Below are 20,128 nucleotides of genomic sequence, written 5' to 3' on the forward strand. Positions count from 1 at the left end.
ACACATCCATGTGCGCTCCGCTGCCGCATCCCTGCGGCAGAGGGTTTGCTCAAACCACTCCCAACCTTCGTCCTGAATAACCTAAAGTAACCCGATGAATGTGCTCAAGCTTATTTCAGGAGCAAAGAAAAAACGAGGAGTCTGGCACAATGAAATTCCCAGAAAAAATTGTTTTAGCCACAGGTAATCAAGGCAAGGTGCGAGAGTTTGCATCCTTATTTGCAGATTACGGCGTAGACGTTGTGGCGCAAAAAGAATTAGGTGTATCTGATGTGCCTGAAACAGGTACAACATTCGTTGAAAATGCCATTATTAAAGCGCGTCATGCGGCACAAGTAACAGGCCTCCCTGCTATTGCTGACGACTCAGGTTTAGTAGTCGACGCCCTTGACGGTGCACCCGGTATCTATTCAGCCCGCTATGCTGGCGCTGATGCAACTGATGACACCAATATTGACAAGCTATTAGCTGCCCTAGATGGCGAAACCCAGCGTAAAGCGCATTTCTTCTGTACATTAGTGTTTATGCGCCATGCTGACGACCCAGTACCATTAGTTAGCCAAGGTAAATGGCAAGGCGAAATTTTAACTGCTCGCTCTGGTAACGACGGTTTTGGTTACGACCCGGTATTTCACGTGCCAACTCATGGCTGCACTGCGGCAGAATTGGAGAAAGCCGAAAAAAACCGTATTAGCCATCGCGGCAACGCCTTAGCGATTTTGCTTGATAATATGAGAGCGACTTTTGCGTAATCCACCGCTTAGCCTTTATATCCACATTCCTTGGTGTGTTCAAAAGTGTCCGTACTGTGATTTTAACTCTCACGGGCTTAAATCTGATTTACCCGAAAAAGAATATGTGGCGCACCTGCTGGACGATTTAGCCATTGATGCCAAACGCATTGGCGACCGCCCTGTCGAGACAATCTTTATAGGCGGTGGCACGCCCAGTTTGTTTTCAAGCGAGGCCATGGCTGACATCTTAAACGGCGTCAAACAGCGGGTTAACTTAAGCGACACTGCTGAAATAACCATGGAAGCCAACCCAGGCACCGTCGAGGCAGGTAAGTTTGCGGGCTTTTATCAGGCAGGCGTAAACCGAATATCGGTGGGCATTCAAAGCTTTCAGCCGAAGCATTTAAAAGTGCTAGGCCGTATCCACGATGAGAGTCAAGCTGAAAATGCGGTAAAACAAGCACACAGCGCGGGACTACCTACGTTTAATTTAGATCTCATGCATGGTCTACCTGAACAAAGCGTAGAGAATGCTATGGCAGATTTGAAGCAAGGCATTGAGCTCGATCCTTACCACTTGTCGTGGTACCAGCTTACCATCGAGCCAAACACGCCTTTCTATTCAAAGCCGCCAGAACTGCCAGACGACGACATCCTGTGGGAAATACAGGAAAAAGGCCACAGCCTCTTAGAGCGTGCAGGCTATCACCAGTACGAAATTTCAGGCTACGCCAAAGCCGGGCATCAATGCCGCCATAACCTGAATTACTGGCGTTTTGGCGATTACTTAGGTATTGGATGCGGTGCGCACGGGAAGATTACCGATGCCGCTAACGGCACAATTCATCGTACCGTTAAAGTGAAGCATCCAAGAGGCTATATGGAAATGAGCCGACCGTATTTAGATACGCAAACGCTGGTTAGTGCAGACGACCTACCGTTTGAGTTTTTTATGAATAGGTTTCGTTTAGTTGAGCCTTGCCCGATGAGTGATTTTAGTGACTTCACAGGTACTGAGTTAACGGATGACGTTAAACGCGCACTGTCTGATGCTCATCACCAAGGGCTGCTTTCTATTTCAGATAGTCACTGGCAGGTAACTGCTAAAGGACGTAGATATCTCAACTCTCTGCTGTCGTGCTTCGTATAATCTTGCCCATTTGAGCCAACCAAAAAGCTAGATCAAAAAAGCCTGCTCACGCAGGCTTTTCTGTCTTAATCAGTCTTTAACCAGAATTAGTACACGTATTACTTATTTCAACTAGTTTTCACTCTTATCATGTCGTGTAATGATATTGTAAGGCTTGAAAGCAGGCACACTTGCTCGAAGGTTCTCTTCCGCTACGTCTAAGCGTTTGAGCTTTTCACAAAACCACTCGGCTTTTTTACGTAAAGTGGTGGCTTTATCACCCACATCAAGATGCTCGCCCACATTATTAAGCTGACGAGTAATTTCCGCTACTTTCTCTTGGTTAACCTCGCCGCTTCCAGTGTTAATGCCGCTGATTGCCGATAATATACCGCCTACTGAGGTAGAAATTGCTTCCTCAAGCTGTGCTTCAATTTCACTATCCACGAATTCATCAACGCTTTCCAGTGATCCAGGGCCGATAAAATAATGATTACTGGCATGCCTGAATTTATCTTTCACGCGGTTTTGAACACGCTTCATAGCAGCATTCAAACGCTCGTAGCTGTCGTGATCACTGCCTACTAAGCCTAAGTAAACATGCTCAATGGTATCAATAGCTAAATCTACACCTTCGGTGGCCAAAATAATCATTTTTGGTACTACATAGTGTAACCCTGAAGAATACTCTTCTAGCCACTGCCGTTCTTGCTCATTCAAGGTTTGCCAACGTCCACCTACAAAAAGCTGGTTTTGGTCATTAATCTGAACTACGGTGCGGGTTTTATCCATTACGCGAAGCTGTTCGTTATTAACGGCAATACCGTAAGCAAAATCGATATTACAGGTATATTCAGCCTGCGCCGATGTGCTAAGTCCAGCGAATAAACAAATTGTAAAAAGGGCAGCCTTAAGGCTCGATATCATTTTCATACCAACATTGTGGCTAGCTTACTGGGAAATAAAAAGCCATCATGAGTCTAACGTGCTAAAAATCAGGTTGAACATGTCGATATTATCAATCTACTCAAAACGCAGGTTGATACTAGGGCCTGTAGACTTTTGTTATTCACCAAAGGTCAACAGGCTCTAAGCAAGAGTGTCGATTTTCTTTAAAATTGACGTTCAAACCAAAAAAACAAAGCACGCATTATAGAGCGTGCTTTGTTGATAAAAAGTCTAAGGGTTAGATACTAGACGAAAGACTAATACGAAGCGGTGTAGATCTTTATCTACACCTATTCGTTGGTGTAGGTGCGTACCAGTCGTACATAAATGAAACGGTCTTTCTCTTTAATCGAATGGCTCGCATTAAAGAATGCAACAACCCAGGCTCTGTCTGGATCATCTGCCGAAGGGGTAGAAGTCCAAAAATCATCTGGCGGCGTTGCAGGAAAAAGCGAGCTATTAATCGCCGGGCGTACGCAGTCGCGTTCCGTTAAGGTGGCCAACTCTTTAACGTTGGGCAAGCGCCATCCTAGCAAGTCTTCGTTACTCGCCTGCTGCGCAAGTTGTAGCGCCTGCTGCCACGTATACTTCACCGCTTCACCACTGCATGTTGAGCCGTCCCAAGTTTGCCCTTCGGAACATCGTCTCCATACTAAATCTGTGGTGGTATCCAACAAAGTACTGGTAGTTACTGCTTCAAAATTATCGTTGGGCGTGGTTTCTAGTCCGTCAGACAGACACTCTTGGGCGAAAGCTGAAAGCGATGCACTAGCAAGCAACGTCGAGGCTGCAACCATTTTGAGTGTAGTTAGCACTGCGCTTTTCAGTACGCGTTGAGCGGATTTATTAACTTTATTGCTCATGACTATCTCCCTGCTCTTACAAGACGAACACGCGCCGCTGATGACTTATTAAGAAAGTTATCGACACCTGAATCAAAATCCAATGCCCATGCATTTTGTGCATCATCACTGTTTACCCCATCAGCACTTGGCACTGAGGTCCAATACCATAGGGGCTCGGTAGAGACTGCACCGGTGTTAGGAAAGTAATCTTCATCAATGGCCACGTCGTCGGCAATGCCTAAATGCATTAACGAAAAGAGTTCATGGTGAGTAGGTAGCCGCCAGTCGTAAAAACCACACAGCCCCTGTGCGTTAACCGCCTGTACATATGCAGAGGTATTACAGCTGGTTAATAAGCACGTTGCATTCGCGCCTGTCTGGTCGCCCTCAAAACCGCCATTTACCTCTTCGCTGTACCAAGAATAGGTGTAGTCTTTATCTTGAAATGCTCCATCGTCAGTTTTAACTTCCCACACCAATCCGGTGACATTGTCACGAACGCACGACCACGTATCTGCGCTGGCGTCTTGTTCGTCGCCATTGGCATTTAAACGGGTAAAGTCGAAGCCGGCTTTACCACGCCCAGCTTTTTCAATTAAGCCGTTCTGTTCAATAATATCAGCTCCGCGTTGTCCGTCTTGGCCAGGAAAATCATTTTGCTGCGCCTCTGTTAACGCATTATTGGTGGCTTGCTGCAAAAATCCCGTGTCGTTCAATAGCGGCGTCGGCATGGGGCGTATTCTAACGTTAATGGTGTCTTCAACACTGTTGTTGTTAGCGTCTGTTACAGTAAGTGTATAGGCCACCACAGTCGCGGTGGATACGGAAGGGGCAATAGCAAACGTAGATAGTGCATCGTTGTCATCTACTGGGCGAGCTGCCACTCCCGTGTTTGCCCCATTGTTAGATGTAACGTTGTTACTGCGCTCCCAAGAATAAGTAAGCGGTAAAGCACTGGGAATACTGGTGCTTGCTTCACCATCCAAAATAACCACCTCACCACTGAAAACGCCTTGCGAGAAGCCTGCATCAACCACAGGCAGTGTCTCGGTTTCAGACTGCACTGAGATTGTCACTGTGTCTACGTCGGTTGCACCTTCGCTATCAGTTACTTCAAGTTGAAAAGTGAGTTCCTGAGACTCGTTAGCGATAGGCGTAGTAATTGTTAAGGTAGAAAGGTTCGTTTCCACCCCCGTAATAACGTTAGTGCCGCTGGTTTGAGACCAAACATAATCGGCAATTTCGCCATCGGACGTAGATGAGTCAGTATCGCTGCTTCCCGTGCCATCAAAAATAATTTCAACACCGCCTGGGAAAGTATTTGCTGGAAGGCCTTCCCACGCAGGCACATCAATACTTGCTTCCGGCGCTATGTTTACCGGCGCAACAGTAATTACCGTGAAGTCACTAGCCGTATTACCGCTTTGATCGTTTACCGAGACGGTAAGCGTGTATTCAGTGGCGCTATTAACTAACGGCGCGACGAAACTCGCTGCAGAAGCGCTGGTGTCTTCATGTGTAATGGTCAGCGATGGAGAAGCGCTCCAGTTGTACGTGTACGTGCCATCACCACCACTCACTTGTGCACTTAGTGAATAGGTCACGCCTTCCGTTACGGTAGCGTTAGCGCCTGCATTAACAACTAAGTTGCCATTGCCAGATCCCCCACCACTAGAGTCACCATCGCCGCCTCCGCCACCACCGCAGGCTGCTAGAATGAAAGCACCACCAATAACTGCAAGCCCGCGTATTACGGTGCGAGGAAGGTAGCTTGAAAATGAAGACGAACTTGATTGCATACGTACTCCCATCGCACTCTGTGCCGCTGTTCTATGCTCAGTGCGAGTAAAAACTTGATGTAGATAGAACCGCAAGATAAACAATATACTCTCACGGGTTACACGTAGCGGTTATAAGAAGGTTTTCTTTGCTCTATCTGATTGTGAGCTTGCTTCTTGCGCTTCAGACACTGTTACTTGTAGCGCTTCTAGCTGCTTTTTACCTACCGCTACATCAGTCATGTCGTAAATCATCATACTGATAAAATCCACCTTACCCGTCGCAGAAGTAAGAGGAGAAAGTGTAATGTTTTGGTACATGAATGACTCACTACCTGTAATCGGCCGGTAGTTTGGAAACTTGAACAAATAAGGGCGTTGTTCCCATGTCATAAAGGCACGGGTTTTTAGGTCGAAAACGGGCTTAGCTTTCTTAATAAACCAGTCTTGTTTGATTGCGGGAAATAACGAAAATAACGTTTTGTCTCTTACTTCACTCGGCAAAAGCCCACTGTGACTTTCCATAAAACCGTTCCACACTTGCACGGTGAAGTTGCGGTCTAGTACGACAATGCCAACGTCTACCGTTTGAAGCATGTCCATCATCCAGTGAAATTCTTGTAACTCATCTAAATGCTGGCTCATTAAAAATCCTCCAACAAGTGGGCGAGTTTAGAATTCATCATTTTCATAGACTCTTCCGTGAACAACAAAATCAAATCACACTGAACATTGTAGCCTTCCAAGCCATAGCTAAGCTCAATCGCCAACGTTCGCTTCCACTTTATTTGGTTCATGCTGATAATTTCAGTGATGGCACGATGTTGACCAAGTACAATGGGGTGACCTTGGCTGAAGTTAATGTCCATTTGATGGGCCAGCCCTGTTAAACAGGTTCCAATCAAAATACTCGCAGCATCCATAAGCAGCTCTAACTGAAGCTGGTCGTCAACTTCGCCTTCTACATTGAGTATTTTAGCCACGTCGTCAAAGCTTGAGTCGCTCAAAATACACAATGCTTCACCACTAACACCTGGCCCTAAGAAGCCTTGGCATACCGCAGTAACTTGCTCATGGCTCTCAATATCAGAAAGCATCATGTGAAGTTCAGACACTTCAATTAGATTAACGTTGGGTATAGGCAGTTCAACAAACACGTTCATAGTGCGGGCTAAATGATCCCCCGCTTGCCCCATGGCTATGTTAGTGATTTCTTGGTAACAATCGCGGATTTCAGGGTCTAGCGGTGAAACTTCTTCCGGCTCTTCCTCTTCAACATGAAGAATGTTGAATTTATCTAGTACCTCGGCCAGCTTCTTAGGATCCACCGGCTTTCGAATAAAGTCCAAAGCGCCAAGCGATGTCACTCTTTCATGAGCTTCAGGCTGAATATCACCAGACACAACAATAACTTTGGTTTTAAGACCTTGTTTCTGAATTGCTTCTAATGTGCCGTACCCATCTAAAACGGGCATATTGAGGTCGAGCAATAGAAGATCGCCCTTTCCTTCAGCGAGAGCCGATAGAGCATCTTGACCATTCTTCGCAAAATGTACGGCCACTTCCCAATCTTGAGGAAGGCATTTAGCCACTTGCTTGCGCGCAACTAACGAGTCGTCACATACGAGTACAGAAAACATTAAGTTCTTTTACCACCTAGCTTTTGAAACCAGCTACCGCCGGTATTTTCTAGCAATTTCAATTGTATCGGCACAACTACTATGAACTGAAGTAACGATTTGAGTTAACTTACACTTCGCTGTAACCCGGTTACTTTTTGTTTGAATAGATACCATGTATATAGTGATACGAAACACCTCACTAAGAAATAGCACTTTTGGGGAATATTGCCAGCACGTTTTTACTTACAAACATCACGGCGCGTTGATTCTTTGCTACGCGTTTTTACAGCAGCTTGTGCACCTTTTAGTCGAGGCGGGTGATTGCAGGCTTGGTCAGACTAAATCACAACAAATAGATAGAACGGCAAGATACGAGAAAAGCTATCAAATAAAGAAACCAAAAATGACAGGTAGTGCCAACGCAGTAAATATACCATTTACACAAAGGCCTAGAGTCGCCATCGCCGCCACGTCTTCCCCCATTTGAATAGCTTTGGCTGTACCAATTGCGTGGGCCACCGTGCCCATAGCAATACCTTGCGCCTGTCGATTTTGTACATTGAGGATCGCAAACACACCAGTAGCAACAATGGCTCCAACTACACCCGTCACAATGACAAAAACGGCAGCCAATGCGGGAATGCCGCCAACCTGCGCACTCGACTCCATAGCAAGGGGCGTGGTAATTGATTTAGCTAACATGGTAATTTGTATTGCACGCGGTGCATCTAGTGCAAACAAAGTAAGCCACGCGGTGAAAGGCGCGAGTATGCCACCAAAAGCAATACTCGCCATTAACCGCCAGCCGTAGTGCTTTAGCTTTTGCCATTGTCTGTAAATGGGTAGTGCTAATGCCACAGTGATAGGCCCTAGCAACCAATGCAACAAAGAAGCCGCCTGTTGATACTCAGTAACCCCTGTTTCAGTTAAATAAAGGCCAGCTGACACAATCAGCGCGGTAACGACAATGGGATGCGCTAGCGGGTGACCTTTGCATTTTTTGTTCACCCAAAGAGCAATAATGTAGCCAATTATTGAAACGCTAAGCCACAATAACCCCGTTAAGCTAAATGCTTGATGTAGAGCCTCCTTCATTCTTGCTTTCCACCCTTGCTTGCCACATCTGAGCCGCTGCCGCTTTTGCTATTAAACAATTGCTGCGAAAACCAAGCGGTTATTCCTAAACTTATCGACGTCGTTACAATAATCGCGATAGCAATGGCAAGTGCATTGGACTGAATGTCAGCCCAATAAATAGATACGCCAAGTACGGCTGGAATAAACAGTAAGGACATATGCTTCAAAGGAAAAGTAACAAAGCGCGCCGTGTGAACCTCAAGCTGAGGAAAAAGAAAAAGCATCGCGAGTAAAAAGAATAAGCCCATTAATGGCCCTGGTATAGGAAGGGCGCTCACATTAACGACAACAAGCCCAAGATAATAAGCAGCAAACACTAAAACTGCGCCCACTATCATGTTTCTTACATCTCGCACTATCGCTCCTTATTAGGCCTTGCAGGTCCTAGTACTTATTTCCAAAATTCAGTGAGTAAGTGTAACGATAAGCGAGTTAGACCACCAGCAGTACCATGGTCGTATAGTAGAATGTTGCACTGAAATGCGCTTTGACGTTCAGTCTGTCAGCCAAAACTGATAGTAATACTTGTGAGTAATCTTGAACGCTTCGCCACCTTGCATGACAACTCGCTGCTGATTGAGTTTTTGTTCCAGGTGCGCGATATGTTTTGCGTTGACCGCCACAGAGCGGTTACAGCGTTTAAAATTCTGCTCTCCCAAACGCTTAAGTAATTCACACAAGGTTGTGCGGACAACGTAGCTTTCTGAGAGCGTTTGAACACACATGTAGTCACCTGCAGCTTCAATCCATTTAATCTCTGCTGGATTTAAGCAACACCACCCGTTTTCAGCGCGTATCCCAACAACATTTGGCTGAGCACTTTTGTTCAATTGCTGGCGCAATGTAGCTAGAAGCGCAGGTTCAGACACCCCATATTGTTCACAAAGTCCCTTTACCAGCATATTGAATTGAAAGTCCCGTTCATAAAAATGGTACTTGGTTTTGACATGCTCTATAGCGTTTAATACTTGGGGTTCTTCAAGTGGTGATTTAACAAATCCTGACGCGTTATGAGAAAAGGCTAACAGCGCTTCTTCGTCTTTATTTCCTACTGCAAGCCAATACCGTGATGCAAGGTTTCGACTTGACTGAGAGACTGAATAGAAACCGATGGACTGAGGATATTTCTCTGCTAACGCAAGACAATGGCCTACCGATTGAGCTCCATAAACGTGACTGAATACGTCTAGCTTTTCTAGCATTTTGCAAAGTGAGTTTTGCATAGAAACAGAGTGTAAAAAAACCAGTGCGATCATCTGCGATCCCTTGCAAGTGCAAGCAGTAATAGCTGTCAGTGTTATCTATCCCAGTCTTAATAAGTGATGGGATGTAGACAGCGAAAAGTAAAAATAAGCGAAAAAGGGGCTATAAGCTGCATAGCCCAATCGCCAGGGTAGAAAACTCTTCATTAGCGTTTTGCTGTTAGTACACTAGGGCTAGCATTAATGCGACGAGCAATCAGCTGTGCGTTTTTAGATGCATTATGAGTAAGTGCAAAAGTAAGCATGTCTTGCCCGTTGCACACTAATCCTTCATGGATATATCGCATTTTAAAACCCGTCGCTTTCACGGCGCGATGCAATCGCAAACGGCTATCGCTTTTTACCGCTTCACACACTGCAATTAAGTTTTTTTCTACATGCTTAGGATACGGGGCGGCATTCGCTACTGTTGCAGTAAGCGACAAGGTTATTCCTAGTAAAGCAAGTTGGGTAACACGGCGTGACATAAACATAACAAGTTCCTCTGATAATATTCGGCAACGCGGTGACTACCTCTTTTGTCCCCGCACCATTAAATTAGTGAAACTTTGTAAAATTCACGCTATAAAAACGTTAAAGCACCGCTATTTGAGACGTTGCGACAAGTACACAAAAGCTAAGGTTTAATAATCGGTCTAAACTGTTATTAGTCGTACTTAACACACACTTTGCAACATTCTTATAAATGCATACGTTGCAAAGTGGAAAATCATAAGCAAATACTCTTGCCCGCCTAGCGGTGCAGACAATAATCTAATTTTTTAACACGTATTCAAGGAAGAGCCATGTTAGAGCAGCAACAATACCACCTTATTAGAGAGCATATGCAGCCTGGTGACATCATCGCATTTGGTGGCAATAGCCTATTTTCTCGTTGGACCAAACTCACTACACGCTCTGCGGTAACGCATGTGGCAATAGTTATGCAAACGAAGATGCGCGATGAAGATTCTAATCGATATTTTAATCAAGTCATGGAAGCTACATCTTATAAAGGAAAGCGAGGGGTAATGACCAATAGACTAAGCGAGCGTGTAGCATCTTATGACGGTGATATTTGGTGGCTGCCCTTGTCTAGCGCGTCAAGAAGTATCTTTGAGCAAAATAAGCGAGACTTCTTTAACTTCATGTTTGAACAAGACGGGAAACCTTACGACGTGCTACAGCTATTCGGCTCAGCAGTGGACGCGATTGATGAACATCCCCTGTTCGGCAGCATAAGCTACAATCAAGAAGACTTTAATAGCTGGTTCTGTTCAGAGTTAATTGCTGAGGGGTTGGAAACTGCAGGTGTTGTAAGTGGCGTAAATGCATCGGAAGTCACGCCGGTGGACATCTGCCGGTTTAACATTTTCAAAAAGCGTTACGTACAGCTTAAAGGAAAAGGAAGGGTAATTGGAGGGTTCAATTCACTCAAGGCAGATAACTGGGGCCAGATTGCCTAACCCCATTAATTAAAAACACATCTACCCCAATATGGGGTAAGGTGAGTTTTAGAAAATACTGTCTTGGTGAATCTTAATAAACATGCTCGTCCCAATTTTAGAGTAATCGATTTTATACTCTTTCCCATTTAGGGTTTGTACGAACAATAATGTTTTTTCGTCGCCAAACACATCGCTAGTAGTTACATCTACTAGTTCCATGTCCATCATCTTGGCATCGCGCTTGTTTTCAGGCACTTTGCCTTCGTACTGCTTAATACCTTTATAAGTAACAAGAATTGGCGGATGTTCATCACCATTGATCACCAATAGATCTAATTTTCTTATTTTATGAATGATGGTATTTCGACCACTTGTAATGAAGGGTTTTTCAGTCATTCTCATCTCCGCGACCGCTCACCTGCTTTATAGTTATTAACAAAGAATGTAAGTGATTGAGTTTATCACGATGTTAACAATCAGCACATAAGCATTTGGTTGATATATGTGTGCAAAGTATAAACATAAATTACACAAAATGAGCAATAAATCGCTAATTTTTGCGTGTAGTGTGTGTTTTTACAAATTGCTCGTCGGTTAAACTGCGCAAAAATGCAACCAACGCCGCCTTTTCATCTTCAGAAATCGCAAAGCCTTTTATGAACGGACTGCGGTAAGGGTTAGGGCTTTCAGCCAGATTTCCCCCACGAGCATAAAACTCAATGACTTCATCAAGGGTGGCAATACTGCCATCATGCATGTAGGGCGCAGTAAGGGCTATATTGCGCAAAGTAGGTGCTCTAAACTTCCCCATATCTTGTTTATTGTGAGTAACGCTGTAAAGCCCCATGTCCGATTCCGGATAACTGCCCTTCCCATCTTCGTTATACAGGCCAGTGTTGTGGAAAGGCTGAGCCGCAAAAGGTTGAAAACTATGCTTAGACGATTGAGTGAAGTTCAGACCTCCGTGGCAGTGAAAGCACTCAGTGCGTTCTGAAAAAAACAGATTCAAACCTTCAAGCTGCTGGGCGGTTAGTGCATCGTCATCTTGAGCGTAAGCGTAGTTATCAAAAGCACTATTAAACGACACTAAACTTCTCACGTAGCTAGCAAGCGCCTTTACGATATTATTTAAATTGGGTGTATCATCACCATAAGCCGCTTCAAACAGCGCTCGATATTCGCTGCCCTCAAAGCGCTTTAATATACGCTTTTCATTTCCCGTAACGCCCATTTCCACAGGATGTTCATTAAAAAGCGGGATCATCAGCTGCTTTTCTATACTTTCTAAATTGTTATGCGCCCAAGTGAAGGATGCATTATAAGCCACGTTTACTAGCGCTAATGCGTTACGGTTTAGCGCGTCTCCATTCGCGCCTACTGAAACCGTCTTAGGTTCAGAGAAAGCATGCTCTGGTTCATGGCAGCTGCTGCATGAAACCGTGTTGTTAGCACTTAAGCCCTTATCAAAGAAAAGCTTCTCTCCCAAAATTACGCTTTCTTCGGTCACAGGATTGTCTGCGGGAACGGGAGGCGGTGGAATATTGTGAGGCAAATTCCAAATGTAAGGCGTGGGCGATTTACTGCACGCGCCTAAAATCATTGCAACAAAAGCGATAATTGCCGCCTTGAAAGCGAGCAGAGCTCGCCTTCTAGTGCAAATTAAACGTGCCGCTACTGCCACTTAATCCAAGGCCTGTGCACTAAATTCTGAATAAGCTTTTTACAGGGCTCAGTTTCGGGAGACTCGAACATACAACTTGGCGCTTCGTTTATATCAACTTGCGCGACAATGTTAGACACCGATACTTCCAAATCTAAATCAGTATCAAGCTGGGTCATCGGCAGAATAAACTCCACCCGGTTTGTGAAAGCACACGATTTTTCAGGTGGCCTGACTGCTGATTCAGAATCGCAACCCACGCTACCTAAATGATAAGACCATTTGCGTGTTTCCTCTGAGCCTTTAGACACATCCAGTCGCAAAAACTTATGACCGTTTTGCCAGCTCCAAAACATTGTACTGTCATTCAATGGCGAAGGCTGTGTAAGCGGGTTAGCGTGATTATCGTCGAAGGGAAGACCCATAGTGAAGCGCAAGTTTGTGGACAGCTTTAAAAGCTCTTCCGATACATCTAATACAATTTTGCTATTGGCATCATCAGGGTTGTTGCACTTATTGTGAAACTTTAGCAATGCTATATTCGGCGTCTGCCATTGGGTTTGTTTAAACTTAACCCGCTGCCACTTCCCATCAATGCGCACTTCTGGCTTGCTAAGGTAAAAACCGAAGTAGTCTATATTCCATCGCTGTTGTCCAATACTCATGATCATTGGACATGCTCCCGTATCGACTCCCACCAACTTAAACGGGATTTCACCAGGCTCTCTTCCTTTGAGGTTAATGGCATCACAGCCGGTTAACGACACTAGCGCCGCAAAGAGTAACGAAGGCATGACACTCATGCGAAAAGGCATTTTCATTTACGTATGTACTTCCTTTGGATATCTGGTAGTTTTTTATACAAACTACCTTTTTCTAATTACACACTTGCGCGGACGACAAGATGAATGCATTCCCATTAACGCTAATAGTGCTGCTTTTAGCATTTGTGAGTCAAGGTGCACAAGCACACACAGACCATGACAAAGCGCGTTTTGTTGCCGAGGACGGCGTGGACGCGGGCAAGTGTGACAACCGTTTCAGGCCCTGTAAAACGTTGAGCTATGCCGCGCGACAGGCCAATAAAGGCGACAAAATTCTCGTTGCTGAAGGCCAATATTATTTCGACAACGCTCAGCATGCACAAGTTCTAAACGACAGTCTTTTACCCGTATTAGGAGGCTTTTCTCGTGAAGATCATTACCAGGCACAGAAGCCTGCCTTGCACAAAACTACACTAGTTAATGTGCCTACCTATTTATCAGAAGCCCTTTATGAAAAAGGGTTCGATAGTATAACTGACGGAAAAGCCGCGTCTTCCTTTCAAGCACAGGCATCATCGCACATGGTCCTTAGTACCGAAGTCAGTGCAAATGAAGCTTGCACAGATGGCACGGCTGCCGACTTCCCATGCAGCAATATCGATCTACTCTCTAACGTACCTGTTAACGTATTGTCGTCGGTATCAAATAGTACCAACGATATTTGGGGGCACGTCGATTTAAACAACCGTAGAGAATATGCCATTGTTGGCATGCAGGCCAGCATTGCCGTTGTAGATGTAACCGAGCCAACAGCACCGGTAGTAGTAGGTGAAATTACCGGTCAAAGTACGACATGGCGCGACATTAAAGTCTATCAGTATTTCGATAGCGCTGCGGGGCGTTTTAAAGCGTATGCCTATGCCAGTGCCGATAGCGTAACAGAAGGTTTTACCATCATTGACCTTAACGACCTCCCTAATGGTATTAGCTTAACGAAGCGGATTAACGACGATAACCGTGCACACAATATCTACATCTCTAACGTAGATTACACGCTAAACACACCGTTAAATGACGCTGCGCCTCAGCTGCATTTGGTTGGTCAGGATAGTAACGGCGGAGCCTTTCGTTCATATACGCTAACGTCACCTCAAACACCAACCGCGTCTTACATACCTAGCGGTCTCACACGTGCCGACTATACGCATGATGCGTCATCTATGCGCGTTACCGACGCAAGAGCGCAAACTGACTGTGTGAATGCTACGGCTGATGGATGTACGGTTATGCTTGACTTCAATGAAGATGCAATGCGCCTTTGGGATCACACGAACACAAATAGTACCTCTGAACTAAGTAGTATTAGTTATAACGAGGTTGCCTACACCCATAGCGGCTGGTTTAGTGAAGACAAGCAATATGCCTTTGTTCACGATGAGTTGGACGAGCGAAACTTCAGCTTAAATACCCGGGTTATGATTTTTGATATTTCATCACTTACAACACCTGTGCTCGCCAGCATTTGGACCAGTGACAACGGCACTATCGATCACAACGGCTACGTAAGAGGTAACCGCTACTATATGTCTAACTATGAGCGTGGCTTAACGGTACTAGACATTTCAGATCCTACCGCGCCTGTAGAAGCTGGCTTTTTCGACACCTACCCAGCTTTTAACAGCACCAACTTTAATGGTGCCTGGGGCGTATACCCGTTTCTACCTAGCGGTAATATTTTGGTTAGTGATATTCAGCGCGGTTTGTTTGTATTAAAAGACAATACGTTAAGCGCAACAACAGTTGCGGCCTTCTCTCAGGCTAATTATGAAACGGATGCTGATACAGCCTTAAGCCTTCCTGTTAATAAGACAGGTACCGGGGCTATGACAGTTGCGTATGAAGTAATAGCGGGTTCAGCCACCAGCAGCGATGTAATGTTAGCGTCTGGAGAACTCAGTTGGGGTGCGGATGAATCACAGACTAAAAACATCACGTTAAGCATCGATGCTAATGAAAATACTGAAAGCAATGAGGTATTTTTCGTCAGACTATTTAACCCGCAAGGAGGAGGCATCACCTCTGGTAGCGGTTATGCTCGAGTCACCATTAACGGTACTGCACAGCAAGGAAAAATTGAATTAAGCACTGGCGAACGCACTATTTTAGAGACTGACTCTGAACTTGCGTTAAACATTGTTCGCCAAGGCGGAAGTGAAGGCGAAGTAAGTGTGAACTATTCACTGGAAAGCGGTACAGCAGTGAGCGATGAAGACTTTGTCAGCCAAAGGGGCACGCTAACTTGGAGCGACGGCGAAACTAATTCGAAGACCGTCAATATTGCGCTTATTAACGATAGTATCGAAGAAGACAACGAACAATTTCGTTTAGTGCTTGCTGCACAAGACACCAATCTTCTAGGTGGTGTGGTAGAAACGCTGATTACGATAAAAGATGATGAGAGCAATCAAGCCCCTGTGGTAAACGCAGGAACAGATGTTGAAACCGATGTAAGAGCCAGCGTTGAATTAACGGGAAGCGCCCAAGACCCCGAAGGCGCGTTAACAAGCGTAGAATGGACGCAAACCGCCGGCGACACGGTTACCATCAGAAATGCAGATACATTAACCATGTCTTTTACCGCCCCATCATCTCAAAGCAATTTAACCTTTTCGTTAACTGCAACCGATGAGTTTGGAGTTAGCACCAGCGACACCGTTACTGTGACCGTAAACGAAAGTGTAGTGAGCTCGCCAACGGATACTAATTCAAATAGCTCTGGTGGAGGCGGTTCTACGACTCTGTTTAGCATGTTAGGCTTGGCATTAGCTCTTGGGTGGCGACGTGTAAAATTGCCAAACAAGGCACATAAACTACAGCTTAGTGAACAAAAATAAAGCAAACAAATCACAAAGCCACCAGCGAGGCGTGACAAGGCAAATAAAACTGCTTATACTTGCGCTCGCTTGTGGTTGTTATGCATAGCAATTTGCAATAAAAAACTGCACAGCACATCTCAAAATGGCCCCATAGCTCAGTTGGTTAGAGCACTTTTAACCCCCTCTGGGGTTACTAAAACGATAACCATAGGGTAAATCATGGGCTTTGCGAGATAGTAAATTTACTAAAATGAATTTACTACTTACTAAAAGTAAGAAACTAGTGTTTAATATTGTCGCTAGTAAAAATATGACAATTTGTACGTAAGAAAGTGGCCCCATAGCTCAGTTGGTTAGAGCATCCGACTCATTGGAAGCCAGTGACCTATAGCAGTAATGTTATAAGGAAAAACCGGATGAATTGCTGGAAAGCTTCGTTTCAATAGAAACATGCCAATCAGCAGCCAAGCCCAGAAGGCGTTCTGGGAAGGTTCAGAGACTAGGTGACGCAGCACGAACCTGCTGCATAATACACCATCAGCGTCCGGCACCCTATCGACTACTTTTAATGGTTGAGGGTGATGATATAGTCCACGCCATAGCGAAAGCTAAGGATAACGTGAATCGGCAGGTCCCCTGTTCAAGTCAGGGTGGGGCCACCACTTTCTTACATTGATGCCTTTATCACGCTTTTTCTATTTACTAGGCAAAAAGCCACATCTCAATTTTCCATGAAGTTGGCAGCTTTTTGTTCGAGTCGTCCATATCAACATTTTTAACTTGTTGACCAAAGCATTGTATGAAGTGATTGCTATCTTCTGAAATTGTAATCGACACAACCTTTGCTCTCTATCTCAGTAAGTTTCTGTCCTCACCTATGACTCTATTTCATGTCGCCCAACATGAATCTGAAACCTCGTACTCGCGGGTCTTTGTATATGGCAATTATTTTTAACTAGAAGAATTACTTTCTGAAATTGCCGAAGATACCGGCAAGTAACGGCTTTCAGGACTCACAACGAAATCTGCTCTGTTAAAGAATACGGAAGAAAATTTAAATAGAAATCTTTTTATTTATTAAGTTCATTTTTAGATCGAGATGTCTTAACAGGAAATTTTGCAGTCCTCATCCCCCCCCTGATACTCCTCAAAACGGTCTACATAAAATATTATTAGCTCCCTTAATTTAAATCCTTTCTTGGTAAAAACAGACCGGTATTGCCGTTTATAATTCTGCTTAAATTTACGATCTGTAGAAAAATAGGTTGCTAAAATTATTCTTGCAGGAGTATTAAAGAAAATAGTCAAAGGCGATCTAACGCGTACAAAAAAGATTGAAGCACCTTACACAACCGGTTAATATTTGTACAGATCATGCTGTGATTTTTAGATACGTCTAAATGCGAATACCAATGATTCGGCGAAAATTAGGGAAAAATAAATTAGTTTCACTAGGGAAATGACATGCCAAAACACCTTGATAGATGCTCTCCAATATTTCTCGGTTTAACAATATTAGCGCTTAGTAGCTGCACTACGCGAATTCAAAATGAAATTGAGCTACCAGCCCTCAGCACAGCGGATAAAGTGCTTGATGAGTGGGGGTCAGTGACAGCTTCGCCGCCAATCATTAGCATCCCTGCTGATGAATATGAATTTAAAATAGATAAAACGGCTGGGCAATATTATCAGGGCGCGAAAGACGAAGTGAATGCAGGAATACTGCAACATACCAAAACGGTGTTCTCTTTTCTTTTGGCGGCGTCTTCTCAGGCAGATGCAACCTCAAAGGCGATGTACAATAATCAACTTACCACCTACCAAGATGCATTAGAAAAACAAAACGAGGGAGCGGATCTTACTGAAGAAGAAAAAGAAGATGCCAGAAACGCAAAGCAGGCCATGATTGACGGTTTGGCCGAGGCAGCAAAAGAAAATTTCACATCCTGTAAGGCATTAGCAGACAAGGAAGGAGAACGGGTCGTAGGTGAGCTGTCAGCCACTGATGCCATTGCCCTGAATAATGCAGCAGTAGAGCGGCGAAAGGCCTGCTTGAATGACTATCAGGCGGAACTGGCGGAGCTGGAAGCGGTATCTCAGCTTCCGGATTTCCCTACCCTTCCTGAGAATAATGTTCCTTCAATCAGTCGCCTTCAGGCTACACCTTTTGGGGCTAGGACCGACGTGATGAGTGAAGATCTTTCTTTAAGCAGTAGTAATTTATCAGGTGGTCTAAGTCTGCCTGACTACAACGCGTTGCCGCAAGCGGCCACCAATAAATTTTTGGCAGATATGCTGGCCACAATTTCCAGCAATAAGGACGAGAGTGCATACTTTGGAGTGTCGATGATTTCAGTGAATCCCGGCTGGCGGACTAAAGAAGGTTATCATGCAGTAATAAACCTTGATACTGCGGTTGTATTGAACGATGCATCAAAAGCAACGGTGAAAAAGTATATTGAGGACACAGATACGCCTAAACAGTTAAAAGAACTGATGGAGGTTTTCTATTTTGATGATTGTGATAATGAGTCAGGGAATCGGGAGTTTAAGAGCCTTAATCGTCTCAATTGTGAAGAAAATGTTGCTGAAAAAATTAAAGCTGCGAACGATGCTTATAAAATTAGAGAATACGAGGATTTAAAGAGTTCTGACTACTATTATCCAATTAACGTGACGGCTATATCTCCAGTGACGTATGCACAAACACAAGAGCTTCAAAATAGACAGATAAGCCAAATCAATCTTTCCTTAATGCTAGCAGCCACTTTGCAAAATGCCGGTTTAAAGGAGTCGGCGGAAGCATTTGCTGATTTTTCTAGGCAGCGCCGAAAGGAATTTGGCTCTCGCAGCGCGGACAATAATGTGAGCGTTTTTTCTACAGGCAGCATGGTTGGTTTAGAAGTCCAGCCTGAATTTTTCGCTGCATCTTGGAATGACAGCGAGCCGAATGAAACTCTGCAACAACAGACCTTTCCAATACTTTTGCGCTTTGACACAATCGGCGCGAATCAGCACGAGGAGTTAGTAGTAGCTAAGAATTGTGATTCTGCTTTAGTTGACCGTGACTATTGTCTTCTCGAACCCGTAGTCAGCATTATCCCCTCGACTCGCTGGAAGTCTGCTGACCGCTCCCCTTGGCTGTTCAATTGGAAGGAACAACTAACGACACAAGAGATGTTCAATCTGGAAAAGGCACTTAGAGCGGAATGCGATGGCTATACAACTCAATCTGATGAATCTTGGCTATTGGTTAATAAGTGTGCTGAGTTACGCAGAAAGTTGTTTGGAGAGGAACAATTCTCAAGGCTGCCAGACAAGCTGAAAGAAAATTCGTCACCGAAATCCGTTAAGTTTACTCATATCTTTCCATCCTCATTGTCGTTTAAAAAGGGGGAAGTGCATACGCAGGAATTTGTGTTGATCGGCAAAGGCTTTGATTCTCTCAAAGATGAAAGTAAAAATGAAGCTGATAACCTTACTGCTAAGGTGTCTCCCGTTTTCGATGGAGTTGAGGTTATTAGTGCTACGTTAAATGGCAATACAATGACCGTAAGAACGAAGATATCTGATGCCCAAGGACCAATTATTTTCGTTATCGACCTAGGTAATAAGGCTATTAGTACGGCAATGAATAAAAATGCAATAGCTAGCCTGAAGGCTGAGGTTCCTGATAAACAAGCTGGGAATAAGGAGACCAAGACTGAAACTCTAATTAAGCTGACTGCGGATGGCAATCAGTCGATATCGGTGTCCTTACCAGATGGTGTTGATGACTTACCCTCCCATGTAAAAGAGGTATTAATGTCCTTTTACGAAAACCCAGACAAGGTAGCTGCACCCAAAAATACTAAGCCATCCACTGGAGGTTAAGTTAAGTAGTTTCCCAATAAATTGCCGCTCGACCGGGCGTTGAGAACGTTACAAGATTATGGCTTACCTAATG

17 protein-coding genes are annotated in these 20,128 nt (G+C 44.5%); 5 read left to right on the forward strand and 12 right to left on the reverse strand.

Annotated elements, in window-relative coordinates; translation table 11 throughout:
* The first annotated feature begins 149 nt into the window (after positions 1 to 149).
* Together AC0J2X_RS03760 and hemW are read left to right on the forward strand one after the other, a co-directional pair.
* The gene (locus tag AC0J2X_RS03760) at positions 150 to 752 is read left to right on the forward strand and encodes an XTP/dITP diphosphatase (RefSeq protein WP_239259726.1); all 603 of its coding nucleotides are present in this window, start codon (positions 150 to 152) and stop codon (positions 750 to 752) included.
* Positions 745 to 1,884, forward strand: coding sequence for a radical SAM family heme chaperone HemW (gene hemW / locus AC0J2X_RS03765; protein WP_156077975.1), 1,140 nt, complete (start codon positions 745 to 747; stop codon positions 1,882 to 1,884). Before AC0J2X_RS03760 ends, hemW begins: the two co-directional genes overlap by 8 nt.
* 111 nt (positions 1,885 to 1,995) lie before the next feature.
* Here hemW and AC0J2X_RS03770 read toward each other — a convergent pair whose 3' ends face one another.
* From AC0J2X_RS03770 to AC0J2X_RS03810, 9 genes are all read right to left on the reverse strand, one after another.
* Entirely contained in the window at positions 1,996 to 2,790 is a 795-nt protein-coding gene (locus tag AC0J2X_RS03770) for a YggN family protein (RefSeq protein WP_014975812.1), read from the reverse strand.
* Positions 2,791 to 3,101: 311 nt separating this feature from the next.
* Positions 3,102 to 3,674: an Lcl C-terminal domain-containing protein gene (locus AC0J2X_RS03775; protein WP_014948472.1), complete on the reverse strand. Its 573-nt coding sequence runs from the start codon at positions 3,672 to 3,674 to the stop codon at positions 3,102 to 3,104.
* A 2-nt stretch (positions 3,675 to 3,676) separates the two neighbouring features.
* Complete coding sequence (locus tag AC0J2X_RS03780) at positions 3,677 to 5,455, reverse strand: Lcl C-terminal domain-containing protein (RefSeq protein ID WP_039224958.1); 1,779 nt, start codon at positions 5,453 to 5,455, stop codon at positions 3,677 to 3,679.
* Between the two features lie 111 nt (positions 5,456 to 5,566).
* Positions 5,567 to 6,079 carry a PAS domain-containing protein gene (locus AC0J2X_RS03785; RefSeq protein ID WP_014948470.1) on the reverse strand — a complete coding sequence of 171 codons (513 nt, stop codon included), beginning with the start codon at positions 6,077 to 6,079 and terminating at the stop codon, positions 5,567 to 5,569.
* Positions 6,079 to 7,074, reverse strand: a complete 996-nt coding sequence (locus AC0J2X_RS03790; RefSeq protein ID WP_014975809.1) for a response regulator — start codon at positions 7,072 to 7,074, stop codon at positions 6,079 to 6,081. The genes AC0J2X_RS03785 and AC0J2X_RS03790 overlap by 1 nt, the downstream gene beginning before the upstream one ends.
* A gap of 366 nt (positions 7,075 to 7,440) precedes the next feature.
* Positions 7,441 to 8,151 (reverse strand): LrgB family protein, encoded by a 711-nt coding sequence (locus tag AC0J2X_RS03795; RefSeq protein ID WP_049585942.1) that lies wholly within the window; start codon positions 8,149 to 8,151, stop codon positions 7,441 to 7,443.
* Complete coding sequence (locus tag AC0J2X_RS03800) at positions 8,148 to 8,549, reverse strand: CidA/LrgA family protein (RefSeq protein ID WP_131135954.1); 402 nt, start codon at positions 8,547 to 8,549, stop codon at positions 8,148 to 8,150. Before AC0J2X_RS03800 ends, AC0J2X_RS03795 begins: the two co-directional genes overlap by 4 nt.
* 138 nt (positions 8,550 to 8,687) lie before the next feature.
* Positions 8,688 to 9,449 carry a LytR/AlgR family response regulator transcription factor gene (locus tag AC0J2X_RS03805; protein WP_456252218.1) on the reverse strand — a complete coding sequence of 254 codons (762 nt, stop codon included), beginning with the start codon at positions 9,447 to 9,449 and terminating at the stop codon, positions 8,688 to 8,690.
* A gap of 152 nt (positions 9,450 to 9,601) precedes the next feature.
* Complete coding sequence (locus AC0J2X_RS03810) at positions 9,602 to 9,928, reverse strand: DUF3718 domain-containing protein (protein ID WP_014948465.1); 327 nt, start codon at positions 9,926 to 9,928, stop codon at positions 9,602 to 9,604.
* Positions 9,929 to 10,240: 312 nt separating this feature from the next.
* On the opposite strand from AC0J2X_RS03810, the gene AC0J2X_RS03815 reads away from it, so the two are divergent.
* Complete coding sequence (locus tag AC0J2X_RS03815; protein WP_014975806.1) at positions 10,241 to 10,900, forward strand: hypothetical protein; 660 nt, start codon at positions 10,241 to 10,243, stop codon at positions 10,898 to 10,900.
* Between the two features lie 48 nt (positions 10,901 to 10,948).
* On the opposite strand, the gene AC0J2X_RS03820 is transcribed toward AC0J2X_RS03815, so the two are convergent.
* From AC0J2X_RS03820 to AC0J2X_RS03830, 3 genes are all read right to left on the reverse strand, one after another.
* Complete coding sequence (locus tag AC0J2X_RS03820; protein WP_014948463.1) at positions 10,949 to 11,278, reverse strand: hypothetical protein; 330 nt, start codon at positions 11,276 to 11,278, stop codon at positions 10,949 to 10,951.
* A gap of 154 nt (positions 11,279 to 11,432) precedes the next feature.
* Entirely contained in the window at positions 11,433 to 12,482 is a 1,050-nt protein-coding gene (locus AC0J2X_RS03825; RefSeq protein WP_377946880.1) for an MbnH family di-heme enzyme, read from the reverse strand.
* Positions 12,483 to 12,553: 71 nt separating this feature from the next.
* Positions 12,554 to 13,363 (reverse strand): MbnP family copper-binding protein, encoded by an 810-nt coding sequence (locus AC0J2X_RS03830; protein WP_014975805.1) that lies wholly within the window; start codon positions 13,361 to 13,363, stop codon positions 12,554 to 12,556.
* Positions 13,364 to 13,446: 83 nt separating this feature from the next.
* Between AC0J2X_RS03830 and AC0J2X_RS03835 the strand changes: the two genes are divergently transcribed.
* Together AC0J2X_RS03835 and AC0J2X_RS03840 are read left to right on the forward strand one after the other, a co-directional pair.
* Entirely contained in the window at positions 13,447 to 16,200 is a 2,754-nt protein-coding gene (locus AC0J2X_RS03835; protein ID WP_472995768.1) for a choice-of-anchor B family protein, read from the forward strand.
* 1,446 nt (positions 16,201 to 17,646) lie between these two features.
* Complete coding sequence (locus AC0J2X_RS03840) at positions 17,647 to 20,055, forward strand: hypothetical protein (RefSeq protein WP_472995769.1); 2,409 nt, start codon at positions 17,647 to 17,649, stop codon at positions 20,053 to 20,055.
* The last annotated feature ends 73 nt before the right edge of the window (positions 20,056 to 20,128 follow it).

The organism is Alteromonas sp. R7 (genome assembly GCF_055755235.1).

Coding starts and splice junctions, on each gene's coding strand:
- AC0J2X_RS03820 (WP_014948463.1), bottom strand. CDS start 11,278: ATGACTGAAAAACCCTTCATTACAAGTGGTCGAAATACCATCATTCAT.
- AC0J2X_RS03785 (WP_014948470.1), bottom strand. CDS start 6,079: ATGAGCCAGCATTTAGATGAGTTACAAGAATTTCACTGGATGATGGAC.
- AC0J2X_RS03835 (WP_472995768.1), top strand. CDS start 13,447: ATGAATGCATTCCCATTAACGCTAATAGTGCTGCTTTTAGCATTTGTG.
- AC0J2X_RS03775 (WP_014948472.1), bottom strand. CDS start 3,674: ATGAGCAATAAAGTTAATAAATCCGCTCAACGCGTACTGAAAAGCGCA.
- AC0J2X_RS03840 (WP_472995769.1), top strand. CDS start 17,647: ATGCCAAAACACCTTGATAGATGCTCTCCAATATTTCTCGGTTTAACA.
- AC0J2X_RS03810 (WP_014948465.1), bottom strand. CDS start 9,928: ATGTTTATGTCACGCCGTGTTACCCAACTTGCTTTACTAGGAATAACC.
- AC0J2X_RS03795 (WP_049585942.1), bottom strand. CDS start 8,151: ATGAAGGAGGCTCTACATCAAGCATTTAGCTTAACGGGGTTATTGTGG.
- AC0J2X_RS03760 (WP_239259726.1), top strand. CDS start 150: ATGAAATTCCCAGAAAAAATTGTTTTAGCCACAGGTAATCAAGGCAAG.
- AC0J2X_RS03770 (WP_014975812.1), bottom strand. CDS start 2,790: ATGATATCGAGCCTTAAGGCTGCCCTTTTTACAATTTGTTTATTCGCT.
- AC0J2X_RS03815 (WP_014975806.1), top strand. CDS start 10,241: ATGTTAGAGCAGCAACAATACCACCTTATTAGAGAGCATATGCAGCCT.
- AC0J2X_RS03805 (WP_456252218.1), bottom strand. CDS start 9,449: ATGATCGCACTGGTTTTTTTACACTCTGTTTCTATGCAAAACTCACTT.
- AC0J2X_RS03830 (WP_014975805.1), bottom strand. CDS start 13,363: ATGAAAATGCCTTTTCGCATGAGTGTCATGCCTTCGTTACTCTTTGCG.
- AC0J2X_RS03825 (WP_377946880.1), bottom strand. CDS start 12,482: ATGATTTTAGGCGCGTGCAGTAAATCGCCCACGCCTTACATTTGGAAT.
- AC0J2X_RS03790 (WP_014975809.1), bottom strand. CDS start 7,074: ATGTTTTCTGTACTCGTATGTGACGACTCGTTAGTTGCGCGCAAGCAA.
- AC0J2X_RS03780 (WP_039224958.1), bottom strand. CDS start 5,455: ATGCAATCAAGTTCGTCTTCATTTTCAAGCTACCTTCCTCGCACCGTA.